We start from the raw sequence: 12,628 nt of genomic DNA, 5'->3' as shown, positions 1-12,628 counted from the left end.
CGGTCACCATCCCCCTCGACGAGACCGTCTCGGTCACCATCACGAACACCTTCGCCGAAGGATCCGTCACGGTCGCCAAGGAGTTCGAGGGAGACACCCGCTGGGCCGACTCCAGCTACGACGTGACACTCCGCTGCTTCGACCGCACCAGTCAGGATCGCATCGTCGATATCCCCGGCGGCGCGACCCGCACCCTCACCGAGGATGGCGACTGGACGACGTCGTACGACAGGCTCCCGGCCGGAGCCTGGTGTGCCCTCGAGGAATCCGACGCCGGTAATGCGGCGTCCTCCGAGATCCTGGATGAAGACGGCGAGCCGATTCAGCGGTGGCAGGTCGGCGAAGACGATCAGCGTCAGTTCACGGTCGTGAACACCTTCGACGTCGGCAGCATCGTCGTGAACAAGACGACCTCCGGCGCCGGAGCCGACCTCTGGGGCACGAGCCCCTTCGAGGTCCACCTCGCCTGCACCGCCGAGATCGACGGCGACCGCGTCGAGATCGACATCCCCGGAGGCGCCGACCGCGAACTCCAGATCACCGACGACCCCACCACCTCGACCACCACCTACGAAGCGCTGCCTCCCGGCGCCGAATGCCAGGTCACCGAGACCGACACCGGCGGCGCCACCGACGTGAGCATCGACCCCACCGACGGAAACGTCACCGTCGGCGACTCCACCGAACCCGTCGCCGTCACCATCGACAACACCTTCGACGCCGGCAGCGTCGTCGTCGAGAAGACGACGTCTGGCGCCGGCGCCGAGCGATGGGGCACGAAGCCCTTCACCGTGGATCTCGCATGCACAGTGGAGGTCGACGGAGAGCCCACCGACATCGAGATCCCCGGGGGCGCGGAACGCGTCCTCCAGATCACCGACGACCCCGCCACGGCGACCGCGACGTACGAGACCCTGCCCCGCGGGGCCGAGTGCCGCGTCACGGAGACCGACACCGGCGGCGCCAGCGAGGTGAGCATGGAGCCCGCCGACGGCATGGTCACCGTGGGCGGCGCTGACGAGCCGGTCACGATCGCGATCGACAACGCGTTCGAGGTCGGCGAGATCGTGGTCGACAAGTCCATCACGGGTGCCGGCGCACCGTGGGCGACCGGTACGTTCGAGGTCTCTCTCGTCTGTACCTGGGACGGCGCTCCGATCGACATCCCCGGCGGCGCGACGCGCACCCTCTCGGAGGACACCAGCCTGTCGGCCGCCTACGAGGACCTGCCCGACGGCGCTCTGTGCCGTCTCACCGAGTCGGATGCGGCGAACGCCTCCGAGACGACGATCTCGCCGGCGAACGGCCTGGTGACTGTCGAGCCCGGCGCCTCGGTGACCATCGACGTCGAGAATCGCTACGACACCGGAGACGTCACCGTCCACAAGGACGTCGCGGGGCCCGGAGCGGCTCTCGGCACCACGGACTTCGTCGTGCGGCTCGCCTGCGAGCTGACCGTGCAGGGCGAGGTCCTGCCGGTCGACGTCCCGGGCGGCGCGAACCGCACGCTCGGTGCGGAGAACGACTTCGCAGCTGTCTACGAGGGCCTCCCGAACGGCGCGGTGTGCACGCTCACCGAGCCGTACGACGGCGGCGCGGGCTCGTCGACGATGACGCCGGACGACGGCACCGTCACCGTCGAGGAGAACGCGAGCGTGGGCATCGACCTCGTGAACACGTTCGATGCCGGCGCCCTCGAACTGCGCAAGGAGCTCGAGGGTGCGGGGGCCGAGCACTTCGGCGCCGGGCCCTTCACTCTGCACGTGACGTGCACGCTCGATGACGGCAGGCCGACCCCCCGCACGGTGTACGACGCCGATGTGATCCTCGGAGGCGAGGAGCCGCTGGAGAAGACCGTCGACGGCCTGCCCGACGGATCCGTGTGCGGGGTCGAAGAGACAGATGACGGCGTCGCCGACAGCCACGAGATCGAGGGATCCCCCGCCGCCATCGGCGATGGGAGCGTCTCGACGGTCACAGCGACGAACACCTTCCTCGCCGGAAGCGTCGTCGTCTCGAAGACCGTGACGGGCGCAGACGCCGCGACGCGCGGGGCCGGTCCGTTCGAGGTCACGATGCAGTGCATCGACCCGGAGAGCGGAGCAGCGCTCACCGACATCCCGGGCGGGGCCGTCCGCGAGCTCGATGCGGGCAACGACTTCCGCACCGAGTACGAGGTGCTTCCGCCGGGCGCGCTGTGCGGAATCGCCGAGACCGACGACGGCGGGGCGGATGCGACGCGCCTCCTCGACGACGCGGGAACGGAGATCGCCCTCATCGACCTCGATGGCGACAGCCGCGACGGATACTTCCCCATCCGTGCCGACGTCGAACAGGGTCTCGAGCTCGAGAACACCTTCCACGGCCTGGCGCCCACAGGACTCGACTGGAGCGCGATCGCACGCATCGGGCTGATCGGAGCCGTCCTCGCGGCGGCCGGCTGGATCACCTTCGCGACCTCCCGCAGGAAGCAGGGACGGCTGTGAGGTTCGCACCGGGCAGAGGGCCCCGCACGCCGCGACGTGAGATCTCGAGCGCACCGTCGGAGGGAGCCTCGCGCACGCGCATGCTGCTCACGCGCCCGATCGTCACGGGGTTCACCGTGGCGATCGGGATCATCATCGCCGTCGCGCTCGCCGTCGCGATCGCGTCCGTCTCCAGCGTCCTGATGACGGTGTTCTTCGGGCTCTTCCTCGCTCTCGGCCTCGACCCGGCCGTCGGCGCTCTCGAACGGCGCCGGATCCCCCGCGGGTGGGGCATCGCGATCGTCGCGGTGTCGTTCCTGCTGATCGTGGCCGTCGTCGTGCTCCTCGTCGTTCCCCCGACGATCCGGCAGTTCGCCCACCTGGTCGTGAGCGCGCCGGCGGCCATCGACGCGTTCCAGGAGAGCGAGTGGTTCACGTCGCTCGAGTCGACCCTCGACACGGATCTCTCCGCGGCGATCGCCGACAGCGTGCGCTCCTTTACGAACGTCTCGAACTTCCTGGCCGTGTCGGGCGGAGTGCTGCGAGCGGGCTTCAGCGTGGCGGGCGCGATCTCGACCGGGTTCATGGTCGTCGTGCTGACGCTGTACTTCGTCTCGGCTCTGCCGATGATGAAGGAGGCGCTGGCGCGGCTGCAGCCGGCGTACGGCCGAGAGCGGTTCTCTGCGCTCGTGAATCAGATCACGACCTCCGTCGGTGGGGTCGTGTCGGGCGGCATCACGCTCTCGACGCTCAACGCGATCGCCGTGTTCCTGCTCCATCTCGCGATCGGATCCACGGTCCCGGCGCTGATGGCTCTCGTCGCCTTCTTCGTGACCCTCGTGCCGATGATCGGCTCGCTCGTCTTCCTGGTGATCGGAACCGTCGGCGCGCTCTTCATCAGCCCGTGGGCGGCCGGCGCCTTCCTGATCGGCTATTTCCTCTACATCCAGGTCGAGGCCTACGTCCTCACCCCCCGCATCCTGGGGAGGACCGCCGCAGTCCCTGCCGTGCTCGTGATCACGGGCGCCATGATCGGCGCGGCGCTGCTCGGCCTGCTCGGGGCGCTCATCGCGGTGCCCATCACGGCGTCCATCCTCATCATCGTGCGGCAGGTCGTCGTGCCCCAGCAGGATGCGCGGGTGACGGCACCCGAGAGGTGACCGACCGCATCGCCCGCTGAGGGTGAACCGACCGTGGTGCGCTCGCACTCGCGGTGCCAGCATGAACGCGACCGCCGCTTGGCGATCACGACGGACGGGAGACGGCAGTGCAGCGACCGCTCGTGGGCCTCACCCGCGCGAACCTCGTCACCGAGCTGCTCGCGGGAATCACGCTTCTCGCGATCGCCATCCCCCTCAACATCGGCTACGCCCAGATCGCCGGCCTTCCGCCGACGGCCGGGCTGTATGCGCTCGTGGTGCCGACGATCGTCTACGCGCTCGTGGTCTCCTCGCGCCAGGTGGTCGCCTCACCCGACGCCGCCGCAGCCGCGCTCGTCGCGTCGTCGATCGGCGGACTCGCTGCAGCCGGCTCCGAGGACTACGCGACGATGGCGCTGGCGCAGGCGATCATCTGCGGCGTGATGTTCGTGCTGCTCTCCGTCCTCAAGCTCGGATTCCTCGCGAACTTCCTCTCGAAGCCGATCCTCATCGGCTTCGTCGGCGGCCTGGCACTCGACATCCTGGTCTCGCAGGTCGCGAAGATGCTCGGTGTGTCGATCGAATCCGGCGGAGAGTTCGTCGAGAAGGTCATCGGGCTCATCAGCGGACTCGGCACGGCGAACCCGTGGTCGATCCTCATCTCCGTCGTCGCCGTCGCCATCCTCCTGGTCGGGCGTCGGCTCGTCGCGACGGTGCCGTGGGCGCTGATCGTCATGGTCGTCGCGACGGTCTTCGTCGTGACCGCCGGCCTCGACGATGCGGGCGTCGCCGTGCTCGGAGAGGTCCCCGCGGGGCCCCCGACCTTCACCTGGCCCATGCTCTCCTGGCTGGAGTGGCTCGCACTGGTTCCCTCGGCCCTGGCGCTCACGCTCGTCACCACCGCGGAGGGGCTGCTCGTCTCGCGCTCCTACGCCGACAAGCGTCACTATGTGACCCGTCCGAACCGCGATCTGCTCGCCTTCGGTCTCGGCAACATCGCCGCGGGCGCACAGGGCAGCTTCGCCGTCGGCTCCTCGACGAGCCGCACAGCGGCGATGGACCAGGCGGGCTCTCGCACCCAGCTCCCGTCCCTTGTCCTCGCGGCGGGGACGCTCCTTCTGCTCCTGTTCGGCACGGGACTCCTGGCCGACATCCCCTCCCCGGCGATCGGGGCGATCGTGGCGGTCGCGATCCTCCCCCTGCTCGGGTTCCGGGAGTTCGCGCGGCTCTGGAAGCTCGACCGATTCGAATTCGCGATCGGTGCCGCGTGCTTCCTCGTGACGCTCTTCGTCGGCTCGATCCCGGGCATCCTCGTCGCCTTCGTCCTCGCGCTCGTGAACATGGCGAAGCGGGCGGCCTCCCCCGCGATCGACGTGCTCGCGGCAGACAACGATCGACGGGCGTCCCTCCTCGACGACGCTCCGCAGGGCGCCGTGACCGCGCCCGGCGTCATCGTCGTGCGCATGGCGGCCCCGATGTTCTTCGCGAACGGCAACGTCTTCGTCGAAGCGGTGAAGACGTCGATCACGTCGGCGGGCCCCGGAGCCGTGCACAGCCTGGTCGTCGACATGGAGGCCGTCACCGACACGGATGTCACCGCGGCCGAGTCGTTCGAGAGCCTGTCCGACTGGCTCGCCGACCACGATGTCGAGCTCGCCTTCAGCCGCCTGCGTCCGGAGGCTCAGCCCCGGCTCGAGAGGCTCGGCATCCTCACCGACCAGCAGGTGTTCACCACGAACCGAGCCGCGGTCGCCGCGCTCTCCGACGACACGGGAGATTCCGCCCCGTGATCATCGCGTGCACGACCGCGACACGACAGAAGGAGATCAGAAGCGAATGACCAATTTCCGATATGGACCCGTCGAGCTCTATCTCGTCGGCTTCGAAGGCGAAGGGCCCGACCCGCAGACCCTCGGGGCGCTCGGAGAGCTCCTCGAGAGCGGCCTCGTGCGGCTGCTCGACTTCATCATCCTCAGCAGGTCTGAGGGCGGCGACCTCACCGTCGTCGAGGTGGAGGGCGGCGCGGGCTTCGACGAGATCGAGATCGTGTCGGCCGGCATCGTCGGCGAGGAGGACATCGCCGACTTCGCCGAGCAGATCGCCCCCGGCACGTCGGCCGGGCTGCTCGCGCTCGAGCTGACCTTCGAACGCACGCTCGCGCAGAGCCTCGCCTCCGGCGGCGGCGAAGTGCTGCGCAGCGAACGCGTCCCCGCCCCTGTCGTCAATGCTCTGCTCGACCTCGTCGAGCAGGAAGGAGAGTGAGATGCCCCTCCGCAGAATGGGCCGTCCCGGCCTGATCGGACTCGCCGCACGCACCGCTGTCGTCGCAGGAACGGCCTCAGCCGTGTCCGGCGGCATGAGCGCCGCGCAGCAGCGCAAGAGCCAGGCGCAGTACGAGCAGCAGCAGTACGAAGCCGCCCAGCAGCAGGCGCAGATCGACGCGGCGGCGCAGAACGCCGCCGCGCAGTACGCGCAGCCCGCCGCAGCCGCCCCGGCTGCTCCCCCGGCGGCCGCTCCCGCGGCCACGGACGTGGCGACGCAGCTTCAGCAGCTCGCCTCGCTCATGCAGGCTGGCGTGCTCTCCGCCGACGAGTTCGCGTCGGCCAAGGCCAAGCTGCTCGCCTGAGTTCCGACATGGGTCCCGCAATCGGCCAGACACTGCCGCTGGCTCTGGGAATCGCGATCAGTCCGGTGCCGATCATCGTCGCCGTCCTGATGCTGCTCTCCCCCAAAGCGCGGACGACCAGCGTCGGATACCTCATCGGGTGGATCCTGGGCGTCGTCATCGCGACGTCGGCGTTCGTCCTGCTCGCCCAGGTCCTCCCGGAGACGACGGACGCGGGTCCGAAGCCCGTCGTGGGCGTGATCCAGCTCCTCCTCGGAGCGGGCCTGCTCTTCCTCGCCGCGAGGCAGTGGCGAGGACGGCCGGGAGCCGGGGACGAGCCGAAGCTGCCGAAGTGGATGAAGACGGTCGACAACATCTCCTTCGGCGGCGCGCTCGGCCTCGGCGCCCTGCTCGCAGGCATCAACCCGAAGAACCTCCTGCTCGCGGCGAGCGCGGGCATCATCATCGGAGACAGCGATCTCCCGACGGGCGAAGCGGCCCTGACGATCGCGGTCTTCACTCTCCTCGCCGCCTGCAGCGTGATCATCCCCGTCATCGGGTATCTCGTGGCATCAGACAGGCTCGCCCAGCCACTGGACGCGCTGCGGGTGTGGCTGTCGAGGGAGAATGCCGTCATCATGACGGTCCTCCTCCTCGTTCTCGGAGTCGTCATCATCGGCAAGGGCATCGGCAGCTTCTAGCACCGGCCCGCAGGAATGAAGGAGCAGGATCATGGCTGAAGAGCAGTCATGGCACAAGGTCGTCGACGTCATCACGGTGTTCGTCCTGTCGATCACCGCTGTGCTCACGGCCTGGTGCGGGTTCGAGTCGTCGAAGTGGGGCGGCGAGATGTCGATCGCCTTCAGCCAGGCGTCGAGTTCCCGCATCCAGGCCGCCGCCGCCGACGGCGAGGCCCGAGACGCGCGGCTGTACGACCTCAACATCTATGCGCAGTGGGTGCTGGCCGAGGCCGACGGGCGAGAGGAGCTCGTCTCGTTCATCGAAGAGCGGTTCAGCACCGAGTTCCGGGTCGCCTTCGACGCGTGGGAGGCCGGAGATCGAGCGGAGCGCGGCCCGATGCAGATGGCCGAGTACGTGCCGCCCGGAACACTCGAGGCGCAGGAGCTGTCGGACCGTGCCGACGCGAAGTTCGATGAGGCGCTCGAGAACAACCAGCGCGGCGACAACTACTCGCTCCTGACCGTGCTGTTCGCACTCGTGCTGTTCCTCACGGCGATGTCGCAACGCGATCTCACTCGCCGCACCCGGCTCGCTCTGCTTTCGCTGGCCATCGTCGTGGCCGTCGTCGGCATCGGGCTGCTCCTGACGTTCCCCATCAAGATCTGAGGCGGCGATGATGCCCCGAGCCGACCTGCGCTCCTGGCGGGACACCGCGACGCGACGCGCCATCGAGGACTTCGTCGAGTCCGTCGTCTCGGGACCGGGCGCCGTTCCGGAGGAGGAGCGCGTCGCCGTCTTCGACAACGACGGGACGCTCTGGTCGGAGAAGCCGATGCCCACGCAGCTCCACTACGTCGTGGACCGCTGGCGCACGACCGCGGAGGACAGCCCCGCGCTCGCCGAACAGCAGCCGTACCGCGCCGCAGTGAGGGGCGACCTCGCGTGGCTCGGCGCCGCGATCGACAAGCACTACGACGGGGACGACACGGATCTGTCGGTGATGCTCGAGGCGATCGTCGGACTCACGGATGGCATGAGCGTCGAGGACTATGCAGGATCCGTGGAGGACTTCTACCGTTCGGCGCTGCACCCGACGTTGAATCGTCCTTACGCTGACGCGGTGTATCAGCCGATGACCGAGCTGATTCGCTATCTCGAACGCCACGGCTTCACGTGCTACATCGTCTCGGGCGGAGAGCGCGATTTCATGCGCCCGATGACGGAGGCGAACTACGGCATCCCGCCCGAGCGGGTGATCGGATCCGCGTTCGGACTCACCTACGACGAGGACGCGGCGGCCGTGCGGTACGCCGCCTCGCTGACGTTCTTCGACGACGGCGCGGAGAAGCCGATCCGCATCTGGAGCAGGATCGGCCGACGTCCGCTGTTCGCCGCGGGCAACTCGAACGGCGACATGGAGATGCTCGACTTCGCTCGTCGCGGGCCCCGTGCGGGGTTCGCTCTCCTCATCCACCACGACGATGACACGGACCGCGGCGACGCGACGTACGATGCAGGCGCCGAGCACGCCCTGGCGGCCGCCGGCGAGAACGGCTACACGGTGGCGAGCGTGCGCGACGACTGGGATGCGGTGTTCCCGGATCCCACGCCCCCGCCGCGCCGAGCATGACTGCTCCCGCGGCGTCCCCGCGCACGCGCCGACTGCTGCCGACCCTCGTCGGGTATCGCCGTGCATGGCTCCTCCCCGATGTCATCGCGGGGCTCTCCGCCGGAGCGGTCGTCGTGCCGCAGGCGATGGCGTACGCGACGATCGCGAATCTGCCCGTGCAGGTGGGGCTCTACACGTGCATCATCCCGATGCTGGTCTACGCCCTGCTCGGCGGTTCGCGAGCGATGAGCGTCTCCACCACGTCGACGATTGCGACGCTCACGGCGACCACGCTCGTGACGGCGGGCGTGGCCGCGGGCTCGGACGACGCCGCGGGAACGCTCATGGCGCTTGCGATGCTGGTCGGTCTCCTGCTCCTGGCGGCGAGGCTGCTGCGCCTCGGATCCGTGGTGGAGAACATCAGCGCGGCGACGGTGCTCGGCGTGAAGATCGGGGTGGGCGGCACGGTCGCCATCGGGCAGTTGCCGAAGCTGCTCGGAGAGAGCGCGAACGCCTCCGGCGAGGGATTTTTCCGATCGCTCGCCGCGGCGGTTGCGGCGTTCGACAGCGTGAACTGGCCCACGATCGCGCTCTCTGCCGGATCGATCCTCGTGATCGTGCTGTTCACGCGCGTGGCGCCGCGCGTGCCCGGCACGCTCATCGCAGTCGTCGCCGGGATCCTCCTGGTGTGGCTGGCGGACATCGACGACGCCGGCGTCGCGCTGATCGACCCGGTTCCCTCGGGCCTGCCGACCCCGGGGCTCCCGGATCTCACGCAGGTCGTCGCACTCGTTCCCGGGGCCCTCGCGATCGCGATGATGGTCTTCCTCGAGTCGGCGGCGGTCGCGCGCGGCATCCGGCGGAAGTCCGAACCGGCGATCGATGCGGACCAGGAGCTGCTCGCCGCGGGCGCCGCGAACCTCGCCGGCGCGTTCTTCACGGTCCTGCCCGCCGCGGGCGGCTTCTCGCAGAGCGCCGTGAACCAGAGCTCCGGGGCGAAGACGCAGCTGGCCTCGGTCGTGACCGTGTGCCTGGCGATCCTCGTCGCGCTGTTCCTCGGTCCGGCCGTCTCGCTGCTGCCGGAGGCGACGCTCGCGGCGATGGTGCTGGTGGCCGTCGCGAGCCTGATCGACATTCCTCTGCTCGTCCGCTGGGCGCGCATCAGTCCGCTCGACTTCTGGGTCGCGCTCGTCGTCGCGGTTCTCGGCCTGACCGCGGGCCTGCTGGCGGCCGTGGCGGGCGGCGTCGCGATCACTCTGTTCCTGGTGCTGCGGGAGCTCAACGTGCCGCAGCTCGATGTCGTCGGAGGTCACGGCGCGACGATCGCTGTCCATGTCGGCCGCGGGATGTACACGGCGAATGCGCTGGCGCACGAGCACGCGATCGTCGGGCTCGTCGCCGCCCGCTCCGAGCCCGTGGACACGCTCGTGCTCGACGTGCGCCGACTGTCGGTGATGACCATCACCGTGCTCGACACGCTGGAGGACCTGGACAGCGAGCTGGCGGCAGCCGGGGTCACGCTGCATCTGGCGGCGCTGCCGGCGAAGGCCCAGGCCGTCGCGGCGAGGACGCGGTGGTATCGAGATCTCGCGGCGGCCGGCCGCGTGCACCCGACCGTCGCAGAAGCCCTCGCGTCCGCGGGCTGACGGCACGGCCGTCCGCCGCACACGACGCGGCCCCCGACAGCGAGTTCGCCTGTCGGGGGCCGCGTACCGCGTGACTACTCGCGGGAGAGCATCGCCGCCGCCTCGAGCTCGAGGTCCAGGTACTGCTCAGGACTCACGTCCACCCCGACGCCGAGCAGCTTGCCTCCGCTGAAGGGGAACGGGTTCGAGTACTGACGGCTGACGGGATCCGCGCTGTCCCAGCCGATGCAGAGGCCGTCGCCGCAGAGCGTGAACTTGCCGACCTGCGTGCGCATCGGCCCTTCGGCGACGACCTGGTCGTCGACGTACAGCTTCGCCGTTCCGACGGCCTCCCCGTGCTCACCGGACTTCTCGCGGGTGAACTCCACGCCGAGCGTGTGCGGCCCGGGCGTGAGCTCCCCGGACGTGAACGTCTGCTCGGGCGGGATGCCGAGGAAGTTGTACACGTACGTGAGCTTGTTGTCCTTGATGAACAGTGAGTGTCCGCCGAATCGCGAGCCGTGCGCGAAGAGCACACCCTGCGCGCCCTCCTCGAGGACGACGTCCGCGATGATCTTGAACGAGCGTCCTCGCACGTTGACGGCCACGCTCTCGGGAACCGCCGCGGTGTCGGGGTAGTAGACGTAGCGGTCACGCGGGGGCTCGGCCTGCGGGCGCTCCACCGTCAGCTGGTCGCGCGCGGAGCGGTCATCCAGCGGGAGCACGAAGTTGGCCTCGGCCTCCTCGAACCATGCGGCGACGAGCTCTTCGAGCTTCTCGGGATGGGTCGCGGCGAGGTTGTTCGACTCCGAGCGGTCCTCCTCGACGTTGTACAGCTCCCAGACGTCGTTCTCGAAGTCGCCCTTGCCCGTGAGAGGCGCGTGCACGGCGGCGGCCTTCCAGCCGTCCTTCCAGATGCCGCGCGTTCCGAGCATCGAGTAGTACTGCGTCTTCTTCTCGCTGGGCGCGTCGGGCGCGGCGTCGAAGCTGCTCTTCATCGAGACGCCGTCGAGGGGGTGCTGCTGCACGCCCCGGTAGACCTCGGGCATCTCGAGCCCGATGACGTCCAGGACCGTCGCCACCACGTCCACGGAGTGGTGGTACTGGTGGCGCATCTCTCCCTGGGCCTCGATCCCCTTGGGCCAGTGGATCACCATCGGGTCGCACGTGCCGCCCGCGTACTGCGAGTAGCGCTTGAACATCTGGAACGGCGTCGAGAACGCGGCGGCCCATCCCGTGGGGTAGTGGTTGTACGTGTCCGGGGATCCCAGCTTGTCGATCATCGCGAGGTTCTCCGCGAGGTCGTCGGGGTACCCGTTGAAGAACTTGTTCTCGTTGACGGATCCGTCGGGCGATCCTTCGCCGGACGCGCCGTTGTCGGCGCAGTAGAAGATGAGCGTGTTGTCGAGCTGCCCCGTCTCCTCGAGGTAGTCGATGACCCGACCCACCTGCGCGTCGGTGTACTCGGAGAAGCCGGCGAAGACCTCGGCGAACCGGGCGAACAGCCGCTTCTCGTCATCGCTCAGCTCGTCCCAGGGGCGCACGTAGTCGGCGGGATTCGCGTCGTCCTCCGGCAGCGGGTTGAACGGCGTCAGCGCCGTGCCCTCGGGAAGGATGCCCTTCTCGATCATGCGCTCGAGCACCCACTCGCGGTACGAGTCGTAGCCGTCGTCGAAGACGCCCTTGTACTTGTCGATGTACTCCTGCGGCGCGTGGTGCGGCGCGTGGTTGGCTCCGGGGCAGTACCACATGTACCAGGGCTTCGAGGGGTTCGACGCCTGCTGGTTGCGGATCATCTTCAGAGCCTGGTCGGCGAGGTCCTTGGAGAGGTGGTACCCCTCCTCCGGGGTGGCGGGAGCCTCGATGAAGTGGTTGTCCTCGACGAGATCCGGGTACCAGTTGTTCGTCTCGCCGCCCAGGAAGCCGTAGAAGCGATCGAATCCGAGCTGGAGGGGCCACATCGACCGGTTGCCGCCGGGAGCGTTGTCCTCCTCGGGGATGTTGTGGTCCTTGCCGACCCAGAAGGTCGAGTAGCCGTTCTCCTGAAGGATCTGACCGATCGTCGCGCATTCTGCCGGGAGGCGTCCCGCGAACCCGGGGAACCCGTTCGTGCCCTCCATGATGACGCCGGCGCGGTTGACGTGGTGGTTGCGCCCGGTCAGGAGCGTCGATCGCGTGGGCGAGCAGAGTGCCGTCGTGTGCCACTGCGTGTAGGTCAGGCCCGACTCCGCGAGCCTGTCCATCGTCGGCATGTTGATGCGTCCGCCGTACGGCGACCAGGACGCGAGCCCGGTGTCGTCGAAGAGGATGACGAGGACGTTGGGAGCGCCCTCCGGCGCGGTCTTCAGTTCGTAGGGCGTCCAGTCCGGGACGGAATCACGGACGTCGAGTTTGATCTCCCCGCGGAAATCTGAATTGAACTCCGGCATCTCTGCTCCTTCGATCGCACTTCGCCGCAGGGGCCTGTCGCGAGGAAGACTAATCGCGCCGCCGACGGTTCCCGG

The 12,628-nt window shown here is 68.9% G+C and carries 10 protein-coding genes; 9 read left to right on the top strand and 1 reads right to left on the bottom strand.

Going from position 1 to position 12,628, the window contains the following annotated elements; all coding sequences use genetic code 11:
* The 9 genes from KOL93_RS15480 to KOL93_RS15440 form a co-directional block, all read left to right on the top strand.
* Positions 1–2,486: DUF5979 domain-containing protein (locus KOL93_RS15480; protein WP_221586318.1), on the top strand; the 2,486-nt coding region annotated here is incomplete at its 5' end.
* Positions 2,487–2,566: 80 nt separating this feature from the next.
* On the top strand, positions 2,567–3,625 hold the full coding sequence (locus KOL93_RS15475) for an AI-2E family transporter (RefSeq protein WP_221586317.1): 1,059 nt from the start codon (positions 2,567–2,569) through the stop codon (positions 3,623–3,625).
* A gap of 107 nt (positions 3,626–3,732) precedes the next feature.
* Positions 3,733–5,394: a SulP family inorganic anion transporter gene (locus KOL93_RS15470; RefSeq protein ID WP_221586316.1), complete on the top strand. Its 1,662-nt coding sequence runs from the start codon at positions 3,733–3,735 to the stop codon at positions 5,392–5,394.
* A gap of 46 nt (positions 5,395–5,440) precedes the next feature.
* Positions 5,441–5,866: a DUF6325 family protein gene (locus tag KOL93_RS15465; protein WP_221586315.1), complete on the top strand. Its 426-nt coding sequence runs from the start codon at positions 5,441–5,443 to the stop codon at positions 5,864–5,866.
* A gap of 1 nt (position 5,867) precedes the next feature.
* On the top strand, positions 5,868–6,230 hold the full coding sequence (locus KOL93_RS15460; RefSeq protein ID WP_260406655.1) for an SHOCT domain-containing protein: 363 nt from the start codon (positions 5,868–5,870) through the stop codon (positions 6,228–6,230).
* A gap of 8 nt (positions 6,231–6,238) precedes the next feature.
* Entirely contained in the window at positions 6,239–6,910 is a 672-nt protein-coding gene (locus KOL93_RS15455) for a GAP family protein (protein ID WP_221586314.1), read from the top strand.
* A gap of 31 nt (positions 6,911–6,941) precedes the next feature.
* Positions 6,942–7,556, top strand: coding sequence for a hypothetical protein (locus KOL93_RS15450; protein ID WP_221586313.1), 615 nt, complete (start codon positions 6,942–6,944; stop codon positions 7,554–7,556).
* 10 nt (positions 7,557–7,566) lie between these two features.
* Positions 7,567–8,520 (top strand): HAD family hydrolase, encoded by a 954-nt coding sequence (locus KOL93_RS15445; protein WP_260406654.1) that lies wholly within the window; start codon positions 7,567–7,569, stop codon positions 8,518–8,520.
* Entirely contained in the window at positions 8,517–10,145 is a 1,629-nt protein-coding gene (locus KOL93_RS15440; RefSeq protein WP_221586311.1) for a SulP family inorganic anion transporter, read from the top strand. The genes KOL93_RS15445 and KOL93_RS15440 overlap by 4 nt, the downstream gene beginning before the upstream one ends.
* Before the next feature lie 74 nt (positions 10,146–10,219).
* Here KOL93_RS15440 and KOL93_RS15435 read toward each other — a convergent pair whose 3' ends face one another.
* Positions 10,220–12,553, bottom strand: coding sequence for an arylsulfatase (locus tag KOL93_RS15435; protein ID WP_221586310.1), 2,334 nt, complete (start codon positions 12,551–12,553; stop codon positions 10,220–10,222).
* Positions 12,554–12,628 lie beyond the last annotated feature (75 nt).

Source organism: Microbacterium salitolerans (genome assembly GCF_019720895.1).
Taxonomy (GTDB): domain Bacteria; phylum Actinomycetota; class Actinomycetes; order Actinomycetales; family Microbacteriaceae; genus Microbacterium.
The sequence above is the reverse complement of the archived record's forward strand: the minus strand, read 5'-3'. Positions and strand labels throughout refer to the sequence as shown.

Bases quoted from the DNA above. Each gene is read 5' to 3' on its own strand.
- KOL93_RS15475 (WP_221586317.1), top strand. From the start codon at position 2,567: ATGCTGCTCACGCGCCCGATCGTCACGGGGTTCACCGTGGCGATCGGG.
- KOL93_RS15465 (WP_221586315.1), top strand. From the start codon at position 5,441: ATGACCAATTTCCGATATGGACCCGTCGAGCTCTATCTCGTCGGCTTC.
- KOL93_RS15460 (WP_260406655.1), top strand. From the start codon at position 5,868: ATGCCCCTCCGCAGAATGGGCCGTCCCGGCCTGATCGGACTCGCCGCA.
- KOL93_RS15455 (WP_221586314.1), top strand. From the start codon at position 6,239: ATGGGTCCCGCAATCGGCCAGACACTGCCGCTGGCTCTGGGAATCGCG.
- KOL93_RS15450 (WP_221586313.1), top strand. From the start codon at position 6,942: ATGGCTGAAGAGCAGTCATGGCACAAGGTCGTCGACGTCATCACGGTG.
- KOL93_RS15445 (WP_260406654.1), top strand. From the start codon at position 7,567: ATGCCCCGAGCCGACCTGCGCTCCTGGCGGGACACCGCGACGCGACGC.
- KOL93_RS15440 (WP_221586311.1), top strand. From the start codon at position 8,517: ATGACTGCTCCCGCGGCGTCCCCGCGCACGCGCCGACTGCTGCCGACC.
- KOL93_RS15435 (WP_221586310.1), bottom strand. From the start codon at position 12,553: ATGCCGGAGTTCAATTCAGATTTCCGCGGGGAGATCAAACTCGACGTC.